Below are 21,504 nucleotides of genomic sequence, written 5' to 3'. Positions count from 1 at the left end.
ACCCCGGTCATTCCGTCGTTCTCTCGATTTGCGGTAGCGATTCGAAGGGCGCGGACTTGACAAGGGTCTTAGTAATGCCCGGAATCGGTTTCCCGAACGCGCCTTGACGTGACCAACGATGGCGGCCGACTCCGCAAACAAGAAAGGTAACCGCATGGCTACCCGATCCAGCTCACCGTCGTCGGCCTCCAAGAAGGCTGCTGACGACCCGAAGGCCACGGCAACCAAGCCCGCCGCGACCAAGACAGCCACCGCTAAGTCCGCACCCGCGGCGAAGACGACAGCTGCGAAGGCGACGCCCGCGAAGACCACTGCTGCGAAGGCTGCGCCCGCGAAGAGCGCGGCTGCGAAGACGACCGCAGCCAAGAGCACGGCCGCCAAGGCAACGGCTGCGAAGACGACGAAGTCGACCGCGACCAAGCCCGCCGCCACGAAGGCCGCTGCCACCAAGACGGCCGCGACTAAGACGACTCGTGCGGCGAAGAGCACGGCGTCGAAGGCGAAGGCAGCGCCCGAGACCGAGGTCGAAGAGCTCGATGAGGTCGACATTGACGACGAGGACGTCGCCGTTGTCGACGTCGACACTGAGGCAACAGAGGTGGCCGCTCCCGAGGCAGCAGCGAAGGATGAGTCCGATGACGACTCCGACTCTGACAGCGATTCCGAAGGCGGCAGGGTCGAGGAACTGCCCACCGGCGCCATCCGGCTGTCGCTCGTCGACGACGAGGACGAGGTCCCGGTTTACTCCAGCGCCATCACCGGCGCGACCGCTGACCCGGTCAAGGACTACCTGAAGCAGATCGGCAAGGTCCCGCTGCTCAACGCCGCGGAAGAGGTCGAGCTCGCGATGCGCATCGAGGCCGGCCTGTTCGCCGAGGACAAGCTGTCGGGCATGTCGGACACCGAGAAGCGTTCTCAGCTCGGCCGTGAGCTCCTGTGGGTTGCCAAGGACGGCCAGCGCGCCAAGTCGCACCTGCTCGGTGCGAACCTGCGCCTCGTCGTGAGCCTCGCCAAGCGCTACACCGGTCGCGGCATGCAGTTCCTCGACCTGATCCAGGAGGGAAACCTGGGCCTGATCCGTGCGGTCGAGAAGTTCGACTACACCAAGGGCTTCAAGTTCTCCACCTACGCGACCTGGTGGATCCGTCAGGCCATCACGCGTGCGATGGCCGACCAGGCGCGGACCATCCGCATCCCGGTCCACATGGTCGAGGTCATCAACAAGCTCGCGCGCGTTCAGCGCCAGATGCTGCAGGACCTCGGACGGGAGCCGACGCCGGAAGAGCTCAGCCGCGAACTCGACATGACCCCGGAGAAGGTCGTCGAGGTGCAGAAGTACGGCCGCGAGCCGATCTCGCTGCACACGCCCCTGGGCGAGGACGGCGACAGCGAGTTCGGTGACCTCATCGAGGACACCGAAGCGGTCGTGCCGGCAGACGCGGTCGGCTTCACAATGCTGCAGAAGCAGCTGGAGAGCCTGCTCGACTCGCTCTCCGAGCGTGAGGCCGGAGTCATCCGGATGCGTTTCGGTCTCGGCGACGGGATGCCGAAGACTCTCGACCAGATCGGCGACACCTTTGGGGTGACGCGCGAGCGCATCCGCCAGATCGAGTCGAAGACTATGGCCAAGCTGCGTCACCCGTCGCGGTCGCAGTCACTGCGCGACTACCTCGAGTAAGCCGTCCGACCGGTCCAGACAGGAGCGCAGCAAATGGCCGCTGAAGCCAATCAGGGCAAGAAGCTCGACGTTGAGTTCGACGGCGGGCGGTTCCTGCGCATCCCGATCAAGACCAAGCTGGTAATGGCCGACGACGACATCGTCGACGTCGTCACCGAGTTTGTGCCGGAACACCTGCAGGACGGCGACCTGCTGTTCGTGACGGAGAAGATCGTCGCGATCACGCAAGGTCGCGCGTTCCCGATCGACTCGATCAGGCCGCGCAAGCTCGCCTACACGCTCGCGAAGTACGTCACCAAGACTCCGAGCGGCATCGGGCTCGGCATGCCGGAGACCATGGAGTGCGCACTGCGGGACTGCGGCACACCCCGCATCCTCCTCGCGGCCGGCGTGGCCGCGGTGACCAAGCTGTTCGGGCGCAAGGGTGACTTCTACCGGGTCGCTGGGGCGAAGGCCCGCGGCATCGACGGGCCGACGAGCGGGACGATTCCGCCCTACAACACGTACGTCGTTCTCGCCCCGGAGCGCCCGGATGATGTCGCTCGGCAGTTGCGCGAAGCGCTCGGCAACAAGGTCGATGTGCTCATCGTCGACATCAACGACCTCGGCGGCAATGTCCTCGGCTCCACGCTTGATCGTGAGGCGGAGAAGCGCGTCGAGCGGATCCTCGCCGACAACCCGCTCGGCCAGGGCCACCAGAGCACGCCGATCGGAATCATCCGTCCGGCGAGCTAGAAGCCGATCGCCTCGCGGAAGCGGGGGAGACTGCCGGTGCGGATGCCGGTGACGCTTGGCTTGTTCTCGTAGACGCCCGCCGCCCAGTTGCCCTCGACGAGCACCGGCCCGTCCGCGGTGATCACGACGTCCCAGCCCACGTACTGCATCTGCGGGACCGTGCGGGCGACGCGGTCGATGAAGTCGAACATCTCCTGGACCATCGGCAGCTGGAAGTCGGGGATCGAAACCCCGGACTCGGGATGCGTCGCGTGCACGTTGCCATGAGAGTCGTAGCCTGCCCCGCGTGCGCTGCCGTCCAGGTTCAGCATCGTATAGAAGCCGCCGTAGGTCTGCTGATCACTGACCGTGCCGCGGCCGAACTTCTGAGCCATCGACAGGACGTGGGTGCGGTCACCGTCGAAGAAGGTCGTGATGCGGGTCGTGTTAGCGGTGCCAGGGCAGACCTCGGCGAGCGTCGGGTGCTGTTTGATGTTCTCCTCGATGAGCGATTGGCCGCTCTGCTTGAGTTCGGCGTAGAAGGCACCCCAGTCGCTGACGTCCTCGTAGCGATGGCGGTGCACCCCGTGCCCGGAGTTGCTGAACGGCTCCTTTGCCACGACAGTCCGGTGCCGTTCGAAGAAGTCGCGGACCCCGTCGGCGCTCGACTCACGGATGTCCAGCCACTCGCGGCCGAGGAACTCGTCGAAGACCCGGTTGAACTCGATCTTGTCGTGGAACAGCTCCCGATACTTGGGGTCGTCGTAGGTCATCGCGAGGTGATTGGAGAGCGAGTGCGTCATGTAGGTGGCGCGCTCCTGGCGGTTCAGGGTCGCGAACTCGAAGTCGACGTAGTCCTGGAACGCGGTGTTGTGGAACGCGGCCGACCACAGCATGTCGACGAACACCCCGAACGTCGACCGATTGTGCTGCTTCGCCACGTCGCGGGCGCGCGACCACACCGAAGAGAAGTTGAAACCCTTCACGCGGAGGAAGAGGTAGCGCGCTCGTGTGCCGAGACTGAGCTTCTTGGCGTTCACTGTGTTGTCTCCTGTCGGCGGCGCACGGGATGCGCCGATCAGCAAACTCAACTCTAACGGCGGTCGCCTGCGCGATCCGCGAAGGGTGCGCCCGCCCGGACCGCGCGGGCGGCTCAAACTATGCTGGATCGCTGTGACGTCCAACGCGCGAATCCTCGAGCTGTCCGCGGCTCAGGCTGCTCGGCTCGCCGCCGCTCAGGGCGGCGACGAAGAGGCGGTGTCTGCGTTCATCGGTGGCCTCGCCACGGACCCGGTGCGGCTGACCGCGGAGGTCGTGTCAGTGAAGCGGGTCGCGGTCGACGCGGGCGTTTCTTACGGACACACCTACAGGACGAAACACCACACGACCCTTCTGCTCGCGGCCATCGGGTACGGTCACGGCGTGCCGCGCAAGGCCGGCAACCGGGCATCCGTCACCTGGGACGACTCGAGTGGCCCACGGATCATGCCGATCGTCGGGCGAGTCGCGATGGACGTCATGGTGATCGACGCCGGTGACAGCACACCGACGCTCGGCGAACGGGTGGTGCTCTTCGGCAGCACGAGCGCGGGTGAGTTGGGTTTGACCGACTGGGCGCAGAGCGTCGACGAGCATCCGGTGTCGCTGCTCGCCGGGTTGAACCGGGTGACAACGGAGACCACAGCGTGACCCCGGTCGAGGCCATCGCGCAGGTGTCGACCGGGGCGATCCGGCACAACGTGCAGGTGATGCGCGATCGCGTTGCGCCGGCTGAGCTGCTCGCGATCGTCAAGGACAACGCCTACGGCCACGGCCTGGAGCAGGTGCTCGAGGTGCTCGTCGGCGAAGGAGTGCGCCGGTTCGGCACGCTCGACCTCGACGGCGCCTTCCGCGTCCGCTCGCTCGTTCCGGATGCGATGGTGTTCGCCTGGGTGTTCGACTCGCACTCGGAGCTAGGCGCCGCGGTGCGTGCCGGCATCGACCTGGGGGTGACGGATGCCGCGACCCTCGAGCGGGTTGCGCAAGCGGCGGGGGACCTGACAGCGCGCATCCACCTGAAGGTGGACAGCGGCCTGCACCGAGCCGGAGTGCTGCCCGACCGGTGGTCGGAGTTCACGGAACGCGCGGCCGAGCTGCAGCGCGCGGGTCGTGTGTCGGTGGACGGGCTCTGGACGCATCTCGCCGAGGCGTCGGATGAGGACGACAGCAGGTCGATCGCCGAGTACGAGTCCGCAGTGCAGCTCGCGCGCGAGCACGGACTGGACAGCGCGACCCGTCACGTCGCCGCGAGTGCCGCTGCCTACGCTCGCGCGGATGCCCGCTTCGACCTGGTGCGGATCGGCGCGTTCCTGTACGGCATCGCACCCGGCGGTGGGGTCGGGCCCGGCCAGCTTGGCCTCCGGCCGGCGATGACCGTACGCGATCGAGTGAGCGCCGTGCGCGTGGACGCCGGCCGCACGCTCGCGGAGATCGGCTACGGCGGAGTGCTCGGCCTGCTCTCCGACGCGGCCGGGGCGGTCTCGGTCGCGATCGGCGGAGTGCGGCATCCGATCACTGCGGTCGAACCGTTGCGGACGATCATCGATGTCACCGGGTCCGAGGTTTCCGTCGGCGACCAGGTGACGCTGTTCGGCGACGGCTCGGCGGGTGAGGCGACCACGCAGGAGTGGGCGGATGCGATGGGCACCATCGGCGAGGAGCTCGTCTTACGTGTCAGCTCGCGCGTGCCCCGGCACTACGTCGACTGAGAGGCAAAAGAAAAGGCCCGCAATCAGCGGGCCTTCTCTTCACAAGATCAGACGTTGTGGCTCTCGGCCAGCCGGGCGGACTCGTCGTGCCAGCCGGTTGCCACCTGGGCCAGTTTCTCCTGGTGACGGCGACCGTGGTGGGCGCAGAACAACAACTCGCTCTCGCCGATCATGACTCGGATGTAGGCCTGCGCTCCGCAACTGTCGCACCGATCGAGAGCGGTGAGCGGGCGCTTGTCATCCACTGCGGTGGCCTCTGCGGTGATCTGTGACATCTGCTTCTCCTCACGCTTACCGATCGTCGGGGACGTATATCTATACAAACACGCCCCGCCGACAATCCTTACCTTCCGCGGAGGGATTTCGCTTACCGCGAAGAACTGTGACCAGGTGCTCAACTTGAGGCAGACAAGGCGGGCGCGAACGGGTGTCGGAGCGTGGGGACGTCGCCGGCGCTGGTTAGTCTTGAAGGCGGCCAGAAACAGCTTGAGGCCGCAGCTTTGGAGGCACGAAATGGCATCATCGGACTACTCCGCACGGCACCTGTCGGTGTTGGAGGGTCTCGAAGCCGTTCGCAAGCGTCCCGGCATGTACATCGGATCCACCGACTCGCGCGGGCTCATGCACTGCCTGTGGGAGATCATCGACAACTCGGTCGATGAGGCGCTCGGCGGTCACGGTGACGACATCCGGATCGTGCTCCACAAGGACGGCAGCGTCGAGGTCCGCGACCGCGCCCGAGGCGTGCCCGTCGACGTCGAGCCCAAGACCGGGCTCTCCGGCGTCGAGGTCGTCTTCACCAAACTGCACGCCGGTGGCAAGTTCGGCAGCCAGTCCTACCGCTCCTCTGGCGGACTCCACGGTGTCGGCGCCTCCGTCGTCAACGCGCTCTCGGCGCGCCTGGACGTCGAGGTCGACCGGGATGGCAAGACCTGGGCGATGTCCTTCCACCGGGGCGAGCCAGGCACCTTCTCCGACAACGGCCAGCCATCACCGGATGCGCCGTTCACGCCGTTCGTCTCTGGCAGCGAACTGCGGGTGATCGGCAAGGTGGCGAAGGGCGTCACCGGCACCCGCGTGCGCTACTGGGCGGATCCGCAGATCTTCACAAAGGGCGCGACCTTTCAGCTCGACAGCCTGCTGGAGCGCGCGCGGCAGACGGCCTTCCTCGTCGGCGGGCTGTCCCTCGACATCGTGGATGAGCGCGGCGACGAGCCGGTGCGCGAGACGTTCCGGTTCGACGGTGGGATCTCGGAGTACGTCGACTTCCTCGCCAAGGACGCTCCGCTCACCGCGACCTGGCAGCTCACGGGCAAGGGCACGTTCACCGAGACGGTTCCGGTGCTCGACGACAAGGGGCACATGGTGCCGACCGAACTCGAGCGTGAGTGCGACGTCGACGTCGCGCTGCGCTGGGGCACCGGCTACGAGACCGAGGTGCGCAGCTACGTCAACATCATCGCGACGCCGAAGGGCGGAACGCACCTCGCCGGGTTCGAGCAGGGGCTGATGAAGTTCCTGCGCGCTCAGGTGGACCAGAACGCCCGCCGGCTGAAGGTGGGCAACGACAAGCTTGAGAAGGACGACATCCTCGCCGGGCTCACCGCGGTGCTCACGGTGCGGCTCCCGGAGCCGCAGTTCGAAGGCCAGACGAAGGAAGTCCTCGGCACACCGGCGGTGCGCAACATCGTCTCCAGCGTGATGGTCAAGGAACTGGCGGCCAAGTTCTCGTCGACGAAGCGCGACGACAAGACTCAGACGACGCTCGTGCTCGAAAAGATCGTCGCAGAGATGAAGGCGCGCGTCTCGGCTCGCGCCCACAAGGAGACCCAGCGTCGCAAGAACGCGCTCGAGAACTCGTCGCTGCCGGCCAAGCTCGTCGATTGCCGCAGCAACGACGTGGCGAACAGTGAACTGTTCATCGTCGAGGGTGACTCCGCGCTCGGAACGGCCAAGCTGGCCCGCGACAGCGAGTACCAGGCGCTGCTGCCCATCCGGGGCAAGATCCTGAACGTGCAGAAGGCATCGGTGTCCGACATGCTTGGCAACGCCGAGTGCGCATCGATCATCCAGGTCATCGGCGCCGGCTCTGGTCGCAGCTTCGACCTGTCGTCCGCGCGCTACGGCAAGGTAATCATCATGAGCGACGCGGATGTCGATGGCGCGCACATCCGGACGCTGCTGCTCACCCTGTTCTTCCGCTACATGCCGGACATGATCAAGGATGGGCGGGTTTACGCGGCGGTGCCGCCGCTGCACCGGGTGATCGCGGTGAACCACGGGAGCAAGCCGAACGAGACCATCTACACCTACTCCGAGCAGGAGCTTGCCGGGGTGCTCGCGGCGCTGAAGAAGAGCGGCAGGAAGTACCAGGACCCGATCCAGCGGTACAAGGGTCTCGGTGAGATGGATGCCGAGCAGCTCGCGACGACGACCATGGACCGGCGTCACCGCACGCTGCGCCGCGTTCGCATCGAGGATGCCGAGCGAGCCGAGAAGGTGTTCGAGCTGCTCATGGGCAACGAGGTTGCGCCGCGCAAGGAGTTCATCGTGGCCGGCTCGGCGGCGCTGAGCCGCGACCGCATCGACGTCTAGTTATTGCGCCGCTCGTCCAGTTCCGCCTTCAGGCGGCGGATGCGCTCCTGCTCCTTGTACTCGGCGATCTCCAGTTCGAGCTCGGCCAGCTGCTCCTCGGTCGACTTGGCTCGAACCGGTGCGGCCGCAGGCTCCGCGCTCTCCCAGCGTCGTGGATCACCGAAGCTGCCGCGATCCTCAACGGTTCGGTACTCGCGACCAACCGTGAACCAGATGATGGAGCCGATCAGCGGCAAGAGGATCACCAGGACGATCCACACCAGCTTGGGAAGGTGGCGGATCTGCGATTCATCCCTGATCACGATGTCGATGAGTGCCGCGAGCACCAGGCAGAAGATGACGACAGAGATGACGATGTGCATGAGTCGAAGTGTATTCAGTTGGGCGCCGAAAGGTGGAGCATGATCAGCATCTCGTCGCATCCGCCCCCAGCCTGAGCCTTGGCTGACGCCGGTCTGCATCTGCCCTGAAATGGTGCTGGACGTTTGTCGACTCTGGGAGCGGAACATCCAAACGCCGTTCAATAGTGGACCCAAGATCAGGAACCCGGTCGCCCCGAACCCCGGGAGCGGTCCTTCCCCGAGAGGATCATCATGTCCACTGATTACCCGACGACTCCATCAACCACGGAGGGCGGCGGCGCAAAGGAGCAGGCGAGCAAGGTGGGACACGAAGCATCCGAGTCCACCAAGCGCGTTGCCGGCACCGCCACCGACGAAGCGAAGGGCGTCGCCCGCGAAGCCAAGAACCAGGCGCGCGAAATGTATGACGAAGCCAAGATAGAGCTTCGCGATCAGGCGAGCAGTCAACAGAGCCGCGCAGCCTCGAGTCTGCGCACTATGAGCGACGAACTGCGGAGCATGGCCGACCGGTCGGAGGACCAGGGCATGGCATCGCAGCTGGTCTCGACCACCGCGTCCAAGGCTGGCGACATCGCAGGATGGCTCGAGCAGCGGGAACCCGGTGACATCATCGACGAGGTCCGCTCGTTCGCCAGGCGGCGCCCCGGTGTCTTCATCGGCATCGCAGCACTGGCAGGCCTCGCGGTCGGCAGGCTGACTCGCGGGATCGTCAGCGGCGGCGACTCGGACGACCAGCGCCAGCCCGGCGTTCGCCGAACCCAGAGCACCACCCCGGTTCCGGATGACGCGCTCGGCACGGCCTACACCGGAACGCCCGGGACCACGATGCCCGGCACGACGACGGGAACCGGCACCGGCTACACGTCCGACACCAACCCCGGCGCCCCCGGAGGAGTTCGACCATGAGCGACGAAGTTCCCACCCCGTCGGAGGAAAAAGCCTCCAGCGCGTCACTCGGAGAGTTGATCAGCGAAGTCACTCGCGACTTCTCGACCCTGATGCGTCAGGAGCTGGAACTCGCGAAGGCTGAACTGACAGAAACCGCCAAACGGGGCGGCCGAGGAGCCGGGATGATGGGCGGCGCTGTGTACGGCGCCCTGATGGCCGTGTTCTTCCTGTCATTAGCACTCTGGTGGGCGCTCGGCTACCTCATGGGCAGGGGATGGTCGGCAGTGGTCGTCGCAGTCTTGTGGGCGATCATCGCGCTGATCCTGTACATGGTGGGCCGCAAGCAGTTGCAGTCGGTCCGCGGGATGCCCCGCACCGTCGATTCAGTCAAGAAGATTCCAGACGCATTGAAGCGAAATGAGGAGAACCAATGAGCAACACCGATCCCGACCGCATCCGGTCGGATATCGAACGCACCCGTGAAGAACTCGGCGAAAACGTCGACGCTCTCGCCGACAAGGTGACACCCTCGAAGATGGTGCAACGCCAGACCAGCCGCATGCGCGGCGCGATGCGCTCCGCACGCGACCGGGTGATGGGCGCTGGCGACGACGTCGCCACGAACATCTCCGAGGCTGGCCACACAGCGGTCGACAAAGCCAAGGGCAACCCCCTCGCTGTCGGTCTTGCGGTGTTCAGCCTGGGTTGGCTCGTCGCCTCGCTTATTCCTGCGAGCGAGCAGGAGAAGAGGATGGCAACCAAGGTGAAGGAGGAGGCTCAGCCACTGGTCGATCAGGCGACAGATGTCGCAAAGGAGATGGGCGAGCACCTCAAGGAACCCGCCAAGCAGTCCGTCGACGCTGTGAAGGGTCGTGCCCAGGAGGGCGTTGACACCGTCAAGTCCGAGGCCAAGGCCGAAGGAGCCCACGTGAAGGACGAGGCCGGCACGGCTGCGCAGGACATGCGCAACCAGTAGTTCCTGAATGGCCGAGCAAGGAGATCGCGAGCAGGGGAGGGATCAGGTGGTCAGGGAGCAAGACGCACGAGCCAAGACCGACGCGCCGCATCCGGAGCACGAAGCAAAGCCGGACTCGCCGACCGACATCGAGAAACCGTCGTGGAAGTACGTGTTTCGCAAGACGGTTCGCGAGTTCAGCAGCGACCAGTGCATCGACATCGCAGCGGCGCTTGTCTACTACTCGGTGCTTGCCCTCTTTCCAGCCCTGCTCGCGCTCTTCTCACTGCTCGGGATCTTCGGCCAGGGCGAAGCGGCTACGCGCGCAATACTCGGGACCGTCGAGCAGGTCGCACCGGATGCTGCGGCCGGCCTAGAGGGGCCGCTTCAAGAACTGAGCTCCGCCCCCGGCGCCGGGCTCGCGCTGGTCCTCGGAATCGTGCTGGCCATCTGGTCGGCGTCCGGCTACGTGGGCGCGTTCACACGCGCAATGAACCGAATCTATGAAATCGAGGAAGGGCGCACGTTCTTCAAGCTCAAGCCGGCCCAGCTCCTGGTGACGCTGATCGGCATCGTCATGATCCTCATCATGACTTTGCTCCTCGTCATCTCCGGTCCGGTCACCGACGCAGTAGGCGAGGCGCTCGGCCTCGGCACTACAGTTCGCATCGTCTGGGAGATCGCGAAATGGCCGGTGATCGCGATCATCCTCATCGCGATGATCGCGATTCTCTACTACGCGACGCCGAATGCGAAGCAGCCCAAATTCCGCTGGATGAGCATCGGAGCGTTCATCGCGCTGCTGCTCATCGTCATTGCTGGCATCGTTTTTGGCATCTACGTTGCGAACTTCTCCAACTACGACCGCACCTACGGCTCACTCGCGGGCGTCATCATCTTCCTGCTGCTGCTGTGGATCGTGAACCTCGCACTGCTGTTCGGCGCCGAGTTCGACGCGGAACTCGAGCGTGGCCGTCAGTTGCAGGCCGGTATCGAGGCGGAGGAAACGATTCAGCTGCCACCGCGTGATACGAAGAAGAGCGACAAGGCTGCGAAGAAGGAAGAAGAGGACCTAGAGCGCGGCCGTGCGCTCCGGCTGGACGCCGCCGAGCGGGAGCGGAACTCAGGCGAGCGCTGAGGCGCTCGTCCCGATCGAGCCGATCACCGCATCCAGGGCGGCTCCGGATGCGTCGCGCTTGGCCCCGGTATCCGGCAGCGTGCGCACCGCGCCATCCGTTCCGACCGCGAGCACCGGCTCCGGTCCTGCCCACGCGAGTGCGAGCATGTCCTCGCCCTTCAGGAACGCATGCGCCCGGACACCACCGGTTGCGCGTCCCTTCGCGGGGAACTCAGACAGCAGGGAGACCTTCGCGCGTCCGGGATCGGTTCCGGCGATCGTCGACAGGCTGGTCGACACGGTAGCGACCACGTTCGTCACGGCCGGGTCGACCGAGGTGAACAGGATCACCCGCGCGCCAGAGCCCAGCTTGATGCCGGCCATCCCGCCCGCGCTGCGGCCCTGCGGTCGAATGGCTGAGGCGGAGAAGCGCAGCAGTTGCGCGTCGGAGGTTGCGAAGACGAACTCCTCCGCGTTGCTGCCCTGAGCGGCGCCGACGACTTCGTCGCCGGCCTTCAACGAGATCAGCTCGAAGTCAGGCTTGCTCGGCCACTCCCCGGGCGATACCCGTTTCACGATACCTTGCGCCGTGCCGAGCGCAATGGGTGCGTCCGAGGTGAGCGAGACGAGCGCGAGCACCCGCTCCTTCTTCGAGTCGAGCGCAAGATACTCGGCGATCTTCGCTCCCGCCGCGAGCTGCACCGAGTTCTCCGGCACGACCGGGAGGTCCATAGGGGAGAGCCGCACGAGCCTGCCGAGGTTGGTGACGGCGCCGATCTCGGTGCGAGTGGTCGTGGTCACGATCGAGCGGATGGCGTCGTGCTTGCTGCGGCGGGCGGGCTTGCCCGGCAGGTCGCCGGTGTCACCGAGATCGACCCGGATGACCCGACCGGTCGTGGAGAGCAGAACGCGGCAGGGCGCATCCGCGATCTCCAGCACCGGCGCGGCACCACGCGCTGACTTCGTCGTGGCCACGGAGGGCCGCGCTTCGGTCAGGAGGGTCCGCCGGGGCGTGCCGTAGAGCTCCGCGACGGCCTCGAGCTCGTCACCGACAAGTGCGCGGATGCGGGCGGGCTCGGACAGGAGAAGCTCGAGCTCCGCGATCTCCTGCTGCAGCTTGTCGCGTTCGGCCTCAAGCTCGATGCGGGAGAACTTGGTGAGCCTGCGCAGGCGCAGCTCGAGGATGTACTCGGCTTGAACGTCACTGAGGTCGAAGACATCCTTCAGTCGCGTCCTGGCCTGGTCGCTGTCGTCGCTGGTGCGGATGACCTGGATGACTTCGTCGATGTCGAGGATCGCGATGAGCAGGCCCTCGACGAGGTGCAGCCGCTCCTGCTTCCTGGCCAGACGGAACCGGCTCCGCCTGGTGGTGACCGAGATCCGGTGGTCGAGGTACACCTGCAGCAGCTCGCGAAGGCCGAGGGTCCTGGGCCCACCGTCGACCAGCGCGACGTTGTTGATGCTGAACTGCTCTTCCAGTGGTGTGACCTTGTACAGCTGCTCGAGCACCGCGGTCGGGTTGAACCCGGTCTTGATGCCGATCACCAGCCGCAGGCCGTGCTTGCGGTCGGTGAGGTCGGTGACATCGGAGATGCCCGAGAGCTTCTTGGAGTTGACGCCGTCCTTGATCTTCTCGATGACCTTCTCGGGCCCCACCATGTAGGGCAGTTCGGTCACCACGAGTCCGGTCTTGCGCGCGGTCAGCGGCTCGATCGACACGCGCGCACGGGTCTTGAAGCTCCCTCGTCCGGTTTCGTAGGCGTCCCGGATGCCGGCGAGACCGACGATCGTGCCGCCGGTCGGCAGGTCAGGGCCCGGTACGAACGACATCAGGTCGTCGAGGGACGCATCCGGATGCTGCAGCAGGTGGCGAGCCGCGCCGACGACCTCGATCAGGTTGTGCGGCGCCATGTTCGTCGCCATGCCGACCGCGATGCCGCTGGCGCCGTTGACGAGCAGGTTCGGGAACGCCGCCGGGAGCACCTCCGGCTGGAGCAGCTGGTTGTCGTAATTGGGGACGAAGTCGACGACCTCTTCGTCCAGGTCGGCGGTCATCGCCATCGCCGGGGCCGCGAGCCTGGCTTCGGTGTAGCGCGGGGCGGCCGGACCGTCGTCGAGCGAGCCGAAGTTGCCATGCCCGTCGACGAGCGGAACACGCAGGATGAACGGCTGGTTCAGGCGCACCATGGCGTCGTAGATGGACGCGTCACCGTGCGGGTGCAGCTTGCCCATCACCTCGCCGACCACGCGCGCGGACTTGACGTGACCGCGATCGGGGCGGAGGCCCATTTCGCTCATCTGGAACAGAATGCGTCGCTGAACCGGCTTGAGCCCGTCGCGCGCATCCGGGAGCGCTCTGGAGTAGATCACCGAGTAGGCGTACTCGAGGAACGAGCCTTCCATCTCGGTGGAGAGGTCGATCTCGTCGATGCGTTCGAGCTGGCCGTCTGAATGGGGAGTGGCGGGGGTAGTCATAGGATTGCGACCATGCTAGCGGCCACTCAAACCGTGCGGCCGAGCCTTGCCGACGTTCTGCGAAGTTCGTTTGATTCGGTTGCCGGACGCTCCAACGCGCTCGGGCTGCCGACGGTGGATCGCGCCGTCGTCGTCATCGTCGATGGCCTCGGTGCTGTCAACCTGCGGGCTCGCGCCGGGCACGCGCGGACGCTCGCGAGCGCGCTGACCAGATCCTCGACGATCCAGACGGTGTTCCCCACCACAACAGTGGCGGCGCTGGCATCGCTCACCACAGGTGAGCAGCCGGGTGTGCACGGCATGGTCGGCTACGAGGTGCTCGACGCGGAGCACGACCGGGTCGTGAAGCTGCTGACCGGGTGGGACGACCGGCTCGACCCGCTCACCTGGCAGCGCTCCGGGACGCTGTTCGAGGAGGCCGCGGCGAACGGTGTCCCGTCGTTCACCATCGGCAGCGAGCGGTTCCGCGGGTCCGGTTTCAGCCAGGCCGTGCTGCGCGGGGCAGAGTACCTGAGCGGTGTGAGCATCGCGGACCGCTTCACCGAGGCGCGGCGAGTGCTTGACCAGAATGACACCGCGGTCGTCTACCTCTATATCTCCGAACTCGACCAGGCGGCGCACCGCGACGGCTGGCAGTCCGAGCGGTGGCTTCGCGCGTTGGAGGCGACGGATGCCGCCGCGAACGAGTTCCTGTCAAGCCTTGGGCAACGCGAGGGGATGCTCGTCACAGCCGATCACGGCGTCATCGACGTGCCGCAGCACGCGCACGTGCTGTTCGACAGCGTCCCGGGACTGGTGGACGGCATCCGCCATGTCGCGGGGGAGCCCCGTGGCTTGCAGCTCTACTTCGAACCGGACGCGTCGCCCGATCAGCGGCAGCGGGTGCTCGAGCGGTGGAGATCAGCGGAGGGTGACCGGTCCTGGGTGCTCACGCGTGACGAGATCGTCGCGCAGGGCTGGTTCGGTGCTGACGTTGCCGACGAGGTGCTTCCGCGCGTCGGCGACATCGTGGTGGCCGCGCGCAAGGCGATCGTCTACTACGACAGCCGGACCGCATCCGAGACGGCGCTTGCCATGGTGGGGCAGCACGGGTCACGTTCTCCGGAAGAGACGACCGTGCCGCTGCTGCGTTTCGGTGCGTTCGCTCGCTGAACCGGTCAGGCCGGGTCGTCGTCCGAGCGCGCACCGAAGACGATCTCGTCCCAGCTCGGCATGGTGGCGCGGCCCTTCTTGCCCGACTTATGAGGGGTGGGCGCGGATGCAACCGGCTCCTCCTCTGGGTCAGGGTCGGGTAGCGGAACGTCGATGAGACGGATGCTCCCGGTCGACGGGTGGTCCGCCATGGCGTCCTCGAGATCGTCGTAGCTCGCCGCCTCACGTTCGCCGCGACGACGGCGCAGGGCCTCGAGCAGATCAGCGGTCTGGCTCGACGGCCTGGAGGTCTCGCTCTCGTCCCGGTTGATCGCCGCAGGGTTGACCGCGCCAGGGCCGGTGACCGGGCGAAGCGAGGGCTGCGGCAGGGTGTCGGCATGGAACAGGTCGCTGTCGTCGAACGCGCCGCTGTCGAAGCGTGTCGCATCCGGGACGCGCTCCTGCACGTCGACGGCACGCAGTCGCGGAATCAGGCTGCCGGTCAGGCGACCCTGCTGCGAGAGAGTGATCGCCTCGTTGTTGAGCGGCGCGAGCGCGGACTTGCGCGGGTCGAAACTCCAGCGGGCGTCGTGGTCGATCTGGTCGGCCGTGAACGACAGCTTGATGACCCAGCCGCCCGCAGCCTCCTTCCAGCTCGCCCAGCGCTCGTCAGACGCGCCCAGCTCGTGCAGGCGGCTCATGATGACCGAGCCGAAGGTCTGGGCATCCGACAGCGGGTCGGTGTCCGCTGCGGTGTGCACGGGCACCGCGAGGGCGCTCTCCACGACGTACTCGCGTTCAGCGAGCACCGGTCCCTCGAACCGTTCGATGTACTCGAGCGACGCGCCGGTGATGGCCGCAACATCCTCGGCCGACATGCCGGAGCGGATGTGCGCCTGGATTTCCTTGGGGGAGAGCTTGCGACTCTCGCCTGCGGCCGGCTGGGCCTGCCGCAGCTTGGACTTCAGCACGTCGTCGATGGCCAGACGGAACCGGTCACCCGTGTCTGATGCGACGAGGAGCGCCCCGCTCTCCACTCCGATCACTCTCAGGTCCTGCATGGCTGATGCGTTCCTTTCGCCAATGCCCCAAGCGTGCCATGGCCCATGCGATTTCGGCCGGAATACGCTGGGCGCGCCGCGAGTTGGGTAGGGGACGGATGTTAGTGCTGCCAATGGTTTGCTATTGACTTCCGGATGGTGCAAACTATGCGCGCCGATTGGCTAAATCACAGCAACAACAGAAGTGGATGGGCATGGCAACGGACTACGACGCCCCGCGAAAGACGGACGACGATTCGGAGTCGATCGAGGCGCTCAAGGAACGGGTCCCCGACAAGATGTCGGGAGTCGTAGACGTCGATGACGCCGACAACCCCGGGGGATTCGAGCTTCCCGGAGCCGACCTGACCGATGTCGACCTCGACGTCGTCGTACTTCCGCCGCAGGCGGACGAGTTCACGTGTGTGAACTGCTTCCTGGTGAAGCACCGTTCGCAGATCGACCACGAGAGCAAGCTCGGACCGATCTGCATCGAGTGTGCAGCCTAGGAATTCGCTGTACTCCAGGCGGTGAGCCGGCGCTTCATGCGCCGGCTTTCGCTTTCTCCAGTGCCGACTTCAGCTCATCCGGTCGCCGGGTGGAGACCAGCCAGTAGGGCACCGGATCCTTCGGGTCGGTCACCTCGACCTTGAGAACCGGGTCGATCCAGCCCCGGATGACGAGCCAGGCGCGCGCATCCAGCCGCTGGCCACGTTCCAGGGTCGCCTCCGATGCTCTGAAGCCCTCGATGACGCCGACGAAGGCGATAGGCAGGCGCGCCCGCCCTGCGATGAACTCGCCGTCCGTCACCTCGAGCACCGGGCTGGCGAGGAGCAGGAGCACGACGCATCCGGCGTACAGCACGACCGCGACCGCCACGCCCACCCAGACGTTGATGGGCAGGAAGACGAGCAGGCTCGCGGGAATCACCAGCAACGCGATGACGTACAGCCAGACGGAGGGGTTGAGCTTCTCGCGGTAGATCGTCATGGCACCATTCGACCAGACTTTCGCGCGGCGACGGTGCACCGCCGGCCTGCACTAGCCTGAATGCCGTGACTGAGGCGATCGAGGTTCTGTATGTGGGGGCCGCTGCTCCCCTCTACGCGCATCATGGCGACGCCGGGGCCGACCTGTGCGCGGCCGAGTCAGTCGAGTTGGGCCCGGGCGAACGCGCCACCGTCGGGACCGGGCTCGCCGTCGCTTTGCCGGATGGCTACGCGGCCTTCGTCGTGCCGCGCAGCGGGCTCGCAGCCAAGCACGGCATCACCATCGTCAACAGCCCCGGAACGGTCGATGCGGGGTACCGGGGCGAGATCCGGGTGACCCTTCTGAATACCGACAGGTCGGTGCCGTATTCTGTCGCGGTCGGCGATCGGATCGCTCAGTTGATCATCACTCCGGTGACCACGGCGCGATTCACCCCGGTAGAGTCGCTCCCCGAAAGCCTCCGCGGGGCCGCGGGGTTCGGTTCGACCGGGTATCGGTCCGAGTCGACGCAGACACAAACGGGAGCACAGTCGTGAACGCCAGCGCCAATCCGGATGAGACCGGCACAGAAGACGAACTCACAGACGAGCTGGACCAGTCCAAGTCGGCGCCAGCCGACCGCGCAACCGCGGGACCGCTCGACGAGAGCGAAGCCAACGCGGTGCGCCCGTACATCGATCTCGGCGGCATCAAGCTCCTGCCGCGGGAGGGCCTGCAGCTGCGGCTCGAGATCGAGGAGGGCTCCAAGCGGGTGGTCGCGGTCGGGCTCGACTACGCGGGATCGACCCTTCAGGTGCAGCCGTTCGCCGCGCCGCGCTCGACCGGTCTCTGGCACGAGATCCGGGAGCAGATCGGCGAGCAGATCGCCAAGCAGGGCGGCACGACCAAGCTGACGATGGGCCCGTTCGGTCCCGAGCTGCTGGCTGAGATCCCCGCCACCGGCGCGGGCGCGGCCGGGCACACACGTCTGGCCCGGTTCGTCGGCGTCGACGGGCCGCGCTGGTTCCTGCGCGGTGTCATCGCGGGGGAGGGCGTCAACAACCCGGAGGCCGCCGCGAAGGTAGAAGAGCTCTTCCGCAGTGTCGTGGTCGTGCGCGGCAACACCCCGATGCCGCCGCGCGACCTGATCCCGCTGCACGTCCCGCAGGGTGCGACGACCCTTGCACCTGGCACCACCACCACGCCACCGACCAGCGCAGGGCACACCGCGACATGACAGAACCGCGCGAGCAGAAGCCAGCCGAATCGGACACAGAGTCGGTCAGGCAGGCGTTCGCCGCTGCGGCCCGCAAGGCCGGCATCGGGCAGGTCGCGCCCGGCGAAGTGCCGACCGCTGGATCTCTGCTCAAGGCGGTCGGCGGCGTCCGCGGCCTGATCGAGGCGATCCTGCCCGGCATGGGGTTCCTGGTCATTTACACATTCACCGGCAACCTTGTCGCCTCGGTGCTCGCCCCGGTGGCCGTGTCCGCGGTGTTCGTGATCGTTCGACTCGTGCAGAAGACGCCCGCGACGCAGGCCTTCGCGGGACTCGCCGGTGTCGGCATCTCCGCGGTCCTCGCCCTGCTGACGTGGCGCGCCGAGGACAGCTTCGTGCCCGGACTCATCATTAATGTGGTGTCGGTGCTGGTCCTGCTGGTCAGCATCGCCGTGCGCTGGCCGCTCATCGGCGTCATTGTCGGGCTGCTCGCGAACGATTCGCACTGGCGCCAGGATGCGAACAAGCGCCGCGTGCTGTACATCGCCACCTGGCTGTGGGTCGGACTGTTCTCTGCACGACTGCTCGTGCAGGCGCCCCTCTACTTCTCTTCGAATACCGAATGGCTTGCCGCGACCAAGCTGCTCATGGGCGTGCCGCTCTACGCCGGCATGCTCTGGGTCACCTGGATGCTCGTGAGGTGGGCGTACAGCCCTCCGGCGAGTTCCACAGCGGATGACACGGCATAAGTGATAGTATTTATCTCGACGTCAAGATAAATTTGGCAGCTTCAGCAAGGGAGACCACAAATGTCGGCAGTGGATAGTTTCGGAGCCAAAGACACACTCACGGTCGGTGGCACCGATTACCAGGTGTTCCGGATCGACAAGGTCGCCGGTCATGAGCGCCTCCCGTTCAGCCTCAAGGTGCTGCTGGAGAACCTGCTGCGCACCGAGGACGGCAAGAACGTCACCCGCAGCCAGATCGACGCGCTCGGCGGCTGGGATCCCGCGGCCGAGCCGGACACCGAGATCCAGTTCACGCCAGCGCGCGTGATCATGCAGGACTTCACCGGCGTGCCCTGCATCGTCGACCTCGCCACGATGCGCGAGGCGGTGGCGGCCCTCGGCGGCGACCCGGAGCGGATCAACCCGCTCGCGCCCGCTGAACTGGTGATCGACCACTCGGTCATCGCCGACCTGTTCGGCACGCCGAATGCCTTCGAGCGCAACGTCGAGATCGAGTACGAGCGCAACGGCGAGCGGTACCAGTTCCTCCGCTGGGGCCAGACCGCATTCGACGACTTCAAGGTCGTCCCGCCCGGCACCGGCATCGTGCACCAGGTGAACATCGAGTACCTGGCCCGCGTCACGATGACTCGCACCGTGGATGGCGTCCTGCAGGCCTACCCCGACACGTGCGTCGGCACCGACTCGCACACCACCATGGTCAACGGACTGGGCGTGCTCGGCTGGGGCGTCGGCGGCATCGAGGCGGAGGCCGCGATGCTCGGCCAGCCGGTCTCGATGCTCATCCCCAAGGTCGTCGGCTTCAAGCTCACCGGGTCGATCCCGACCGGCGTGACCGCGACGGATGTCGTGCTCACCATCACCGAGATGCTGCGCCATCACGGCGTGGTCGGCAAGTTCGTCGAGTTCTACGGCGAGGGCGTCGCGCAGGTCCCGCTCGCCAACCGGGCGACCATCGGCAACATGAGCCCCGAGTTCGGTTCGACCGCCGCGATCTTCCCGATCGACGATGTCACCCTCGACTACCTGCGTCTCACCGGCCGCAGCTCCGAGCAGATCGAGCTCATCGAGCAGTACTCCCGGCTGCAGAAGCTCTGGCACGACCCGAGCACCGAGCCCGCGTTCAGCGAGTACCTCGAGCTCGACCTCGCGACGGTGGTCCCGTCGATCGCCGGCCCGAAGCGCCCGCAGGACCGCATCATCCTCGGCCAGGCCAAGGAGCAGTTCGAGAACGACCTCGTCAACTACACCACCGTCGTGCACGACCTGGTCGACCTCGAGGTGTCGGAGTCGTTCCCGGCATCCGACCCGCCCGGCAACACCCCGGAGAGCGAGTACAGCCAGCACCAGCACACGCACCGCGCACACGCCCCGAAGTCGGTTTCCAAGCCGACCGAGGTCTCGCTCGACGGCGAGTCGGTCGTGCTGGACCACGGCGCTGTCGCGATCGCGGCCATCACGTCCTGCACCAACACGTCGAATCCGTCGGTGATGCTCGCCGCGGGGCTGCTCGCCCGCAACGCGAGCATGAAGGGCCTCAAGGTCAAGCCGTGGGTGAAGACCACGCTCGCACCCGGCTCGAAGGTGGTCACCGAGTACTACGAGAAGGCCGGACTGAACGGCTACCTCGACGAGCTCGGCTTCGCGCTCGTCGGCTACGGCTGCACCACCTGCATCGGCAACTCCGGACCGCTCATCGAAGAGGTCTCGGCCGCCGTCAACGAGAGCGACCTGGCCGTCACGGCCGTGCTCTCCGGCAACCGCAACTTCGAGGGCCGCATCAACCCCGACGTCAAGATGAACTATCTGGCGAGCCCACCGCTCGTCATCGCATACGCTCTCGCCGGGTCGATGAACTTCGACTTCGAGAACGACGCGCTCGGCCAGGACAGCGACGGCAACGACGTGTTCCTGCGGGACATCTGGCCGGATGCAGCCGAGGTGCAGAAGACCATCGACTCATCGATCGACAGCGAGATGTTCACGCGCGAGTACGCGGGCGTCTTCGACGGCGACGAGCGCTGGCGTTCGCTGCCGACGCCGGCCGGCTCGGTGTTCGAGTGGGACGAGAAGTCCACCTACGTGCGGAAGCCCCCGTACTTCGACGGCATGACCCTCGAGCCCAGCCCGGTGACCGACATCGCCGGTGCGCGCGTGCTGGCCAAGCTCGGCGACTCTGTCACGACCGACCACATCAGCCCCGCCGGCTCGATCAAGGCGGACAGCCCGGCCGGTCACTACCTCACCGAGCACGGCGTCGACCGCAAGGACTTCAACTCCTACGGCTCGCGTCGCGGCAACCACGAGGTGATGATCCGCGGCACGTTCGCGAACATCCGCCTGAAGAACCAGCTGCTCGACGGCGTTGAGGGCGGGTACACCCGCGACTTCACCCAGCCGGACGCCCCGCAGTCGTTCATCTACGACGCGAGCGAGAACTACCAGGCAGCGGGCATCCCCCTCGTCGTGTTCGCCGGCAAGGAGTACGGATCCGGATCGAGCCGCGACTGGGCGGCCAAGGGCACGTCTCTCCTCGGCGTCCGCGCGGTGATCGCTGAGAGCTTCGAGCGCATCCACCGTTCGAACCTGATCGGCATGGGCGTCATCCCGCTGCAGTTCCCCGCGGGTGAGACCGCAGAGAGCCTCGGCCTCGACGGCACCGAGTTCGTGAGCATCTCAGGCATCGAGCAGCTCAACGCTGGCACCACCCCGAAGACCGTGCGGGTCACTGCGGAGCCCAGCGAGCATTCGCCGGCCGGCAAGCAGCCGGTCGAGTTCGACGCGGTCGTGCGCATCGACACCCCCGGTGAGGCGGACTACTACCGCAACGGGGGCATCCTGCAGTACGTGCTGCGCAGCCTGGTCTGA

At 66.4% G+C, this 21,504-nt stretch carries 21 protein-coding genes; 15 read left to right on the top strand and 6 right to left on the bottom strand.

Annotation, left to right across the window (positions count from 1 at the left end; all coding sequences use genetic code 11):
- The first annotated feature begins 154 nt into the window (after positions 1-154).
- Positions 155-1,678, top strand: a complete 1,524-nt coding sequence (locus HGK58_RS09890; protein ID WP_168627413.1) for an RNA polymerase sigma factor — start codon at positions 155-157, stop codon at positions 1,676-1,678.
- Positions 1,679-1,711: 33 nt separating this feature from the next.
- Positions 1,712-2,413, top strand: coding sequence for a coenzyme F420-0:L-glutamate ligase (locus HGK58_RS09885; RefSeq protein WP_168627412.1), 702 nt, complete (start codon positions 1,712-1,714; stop codon positions 2,411-2,413).
- Here HGK58_RS09885 and HGK58_RS09880 read toward each other — a convergent pair.
- On the bottom strand, positions 2,410-3,432 hold the full coding sequence (locus HGK58_RS09880; RefSeq protein WP_168627411.1) for a sugar-transfer associated ATP-grasp domain-containing protein: 1,023 nt from the start codon (positions 3,430-3,432) through the stop codon (positions 2,410-2,412). The two genes, HGK58_RS09885 and HGK58_RS09880, sit on opposite strands and share 4 nt — an antisense overlap.
- Before the next feature lie 133 nt (positions 3,433-3,565).
- On the opposite strand from HGK58_RS09880, the gene HGK58_RS09875 reads away from it, so the two are divergent.
- Both HGK58_RS09875 and HGK58_RS09870 read left to right on the top strand, forming a co-directional pair.
- Complete coding sequence (locus HGK58_RS09875) at positions 3,566-4,081, top strand: alanine racemase C-terminal domain-containing protein (protein ID WP_168627410.1); 516 nt, start codon at positions 3,566-3,568, stop codon at positions 4,079-4,081.
- Positions 4,078-5,139, top strand: a complete 1,062-nt coding sequence (locus tag HGK58_RS09870) for an alanine racemase (RefSeq protein ID WP_168627409.1) — start codon at positions 4,078-4,080, stop codon at positions 5,137-5,139. The genes HGK58_RS09875 and HGK58_RS09870 overlap by 4 nt, the downstream gene beginning before the upstream one ends.
- A gap of 47 nt (positions 5,140-5,186) precedes the next feature.
- Here the strand turns inward: HGK58_RS09870 and HGK58_RS09865 are convergent, their stop codons facing one another.
- Positions 5,187-5,414, bottom strand: a complete 228-nt coding sequence (locus tag HGK58_RS09865; protein WP_168627408.1) for a hypothetical protein — start codon at positions 5,412-5,414, stop codon at positions 5,187-5,189.
- A gap of 238 nt (positions 5,415-5,652) precedes the next feature.
- Here HGK58_RS09865 and HGK58_RS09860 point away from each other — a divergent pair, with 238 nt between their 5' ends.
- Positions 5,653-7,734: a DNA topoisomerase IV subunit B gene (locus tag HGK58_RS09860; protein ID WP_168627407.1), complete on the top strand. Its 2,082-nt coding sequence runs from the start codon at positions 5,653-5,655 to the stop codon at positions 7,732-7,734.
- On the opposite strand, the gene HGK58_RS09855 is transcribed toward HGK58_RS09860, so the two are convergent.
- Positions 7,731-8,096: a PLD nuclease N-terminal domain-containing protein gene (locus HGK58_RS09855; RefSeq protein WP_168627406.1), complete on the bottom strand. Its 366-nt coding sequence runs from the start codon at positions 8,094-8,096 to the stop codon at positions 7,731-7,733. The two genes, HGK58_RS09860 and HGK58_RS09855, sit on opposite strands and share 4 nt — an antisense overlap.
- A gap of 231 nt (positions 8,097-8,327) precedes the next feature.
- On the opposite strand from HGK58_RS09855, the gene HGK58_RS09850 reads away from it, so the two are divergent.
- The 4 genes from HGK58_RS09850 to HGK58_RS09835 are packed head-to-tail and all read left to right on the top strand — an operon-like array spanning position 8,328 to position 11,077.
- Positions 8,328-9,002 (top strand): hypothetical protein, encoded by a 675-nt coding sequence (locus tag HGK58_RS09850; RefSeq protein WP_168627405.1) that lies wholly within the window; start codon positions 8,328-8,330, stop codon positions 9,000-9,002.
- Complete coding sequence (locus HGK58_RS09845) at positions 8,999-9,418, top strand: phage holin family protein (RefSeq protein ID WP_168627404.1); 420 nt, start codon at positions 8,999-9,001, stop codon at positions 9,416-9,418. Before HGK58_RS09850 ends, HGK58_RS09845 begins: the two co-directional genes overlap by 4 nt.
- Positions 9,415-9,960, top strand: coding sequence for a DUF3618 domain-containing protein (locus tag HGK58_RS09840; protein ID WP_168627403.1), 546 nt, complete (start codon positions 9,415-9,417; stop codon positions 9,958-9,960). Before HGK58_RS09845 ends, HGK58_RS09840 begins: the two co-directional genes overlap by 4 nt.
- A gap of 7 nt (positions 9,961-9,967) precedes the next feature.
- On the top strand, positions 9,968-11,077 hold the full coding sequence (locus HGK58_RS09835) for a YihY/virulence factor BrkB family protein (protein ID WP_210422815.1): 1,110 nt from the start codon (positions 9,968-9,970) through the stop codon (positions 11,075-11,077).
- Here HGK58_RS09835 and HGK58_RS09830 read toward each other — a convergent pair.
- Positions 11,063-13,531 (bottom strand): DNA topoisomerase IV subunit A, encoded by a 2,469-nt coding sequence (locus tag HGK58_RS09830; RefSeq protein ID WP_168627402.1) that lies wholly within the window; start codon positions 13,529-13,531, stop codon positions 11,063-11,065. The genes HGK58_RS09835 and HGK58_RS09830 overlap by 15 nt on opposite strands.
- A 12-nt stretch (positions 13,532-13,543) precedes the next feature.
- Here HGK58_RS09830 and HGK58_RS09825 point away from each other — a divergent pair, with 12 nt between their 5' ends.
- Positions 13,544-14,683: an alkaline phosphatase family protein gene (locus tag HGK58_RS09825; RefSeq protein ID WP_168627401.1), complete on the top strand. Its 1,140-nt coding sequence runs from the start codon at positions 13,544-13,546 to the stop codon at positions 14,681-14,683.
- A 5-nt stretch (positions 14,684-14,688) separates the two neighbouring features.
- Here the strand turns inward: HGK58_RS09825 and sepH are convergent, their stop codons facing one another.
- Positions 14,689-15,723: a septation protein SepH gene (sepH, locus tag HGK58_RS09820; RefSeq protein WP_168627400.1), complete on the bottom strand. Its 1,035-nt coding sequence runs from the start codon at positions 15,721-15,723 to the stop codon at positions 14,689-14,691.
- A gap of 194 nt (positions 15,724-15,917) precedes the next feature.
- Between sepH and HGK58_RS09815 the strand changes: the two genes are divergently transcribed.
- Positions 15,918-16,211 (top strand): DUF4193 domain-containing protein, encoded by a 294-nt coding sequence (locus HGK58_RS09815; protein ID WP_168627399.1) that lies wholly within the window; start codon positions 15,918-15,920, stop codon positions 16,209-16,211.
- 34 nt (positions 16,212-16,245) lie between these two features.
- Here the strand turns inward: HGK58_RS09815 and HGK58_RS09810 are convergent, their stop codons facing one another.
- Positions 16,246-16,692: a DUF3093 domain-containing protein gene (locus tag HGK58_RS09810; RefSeq protein ID WP_168627398.1), complete on the bottom strand. Its 447-nt coding sequence runs from the start codon at positions 16,690-16,692 to the stop codon at positions 16,246-16,248.
- 65 nt (positions 16,693-16,757) lie between these two features.
- Here HGK58_RS09810 and dut point away from each other — a divergent pair, with 65 nt between their 5' ends.
- From dut to acnA, 4 genes are read left to right on the top strand one after another with little or no spacing between them, the layout of a single operon-like run.
- Positions 16,758-17,228, top strand: coding sequence for a dUTP diphosphatase (gene dut / locus HGK58_RS09805; protein ID WP_168627397.1), 471 nt, complete (start codon positions 16,758-16,760; stop codon positions 17,226-17,228).
- Between the two features lie 53 nt (positions 17,229-17,281).
- Complete coding sequence (locus tag HGK58_RS09800) at positions 17,282-17,908, top strand: DUF3710 domain-containing protein (RefSeq protein WP_210422889.1); 627 nt, start codon at positions 17,282-17,284, stop codon at positions 17,906-17,908.
- Positions 17,905-18,636 carry a DUF3159 domain-containing protein gene (locus tag HGK58_RS09795; protein WP_168627395.1) on the top strand — a complete coding sequence of 244 codons (732 nt, stop codon included), beginning with the start codon at positions 17,905-17,907 and terminating at the stop codon, positions 18,634-18,636. Before HGK58_RS09800 ends, HGK58_RS09795 begins: the two co-directional genes overlap by 4 nt.
- 60 nt (positions 18,637-18,696) lie before the next feature.
- Positions 18,697-21,504 (top strand): aconitate hydratase AcnA, encoded by a 2,808-nt coding sequence (gene acnA / locus HGK58_RS09790; protein WP_168627394.1) that lies wholly within the window; start codon positions 18,697-18,699, stop codon positions 21,502-21,504.

The organism is Cryobacterium sp. BB307 (assembly GCF_012274275.1).
In the GTDB taxonomy this organism is placed as follows: domain Bacteria; phylum Actinomycetota; class Actinomycetes; order Actinomycetales; family Microbacteriaceae; genus Terrimesophilobacter.
This window is presented reverse-complemented; position numbering and strand designations above follow the sequence as displayed.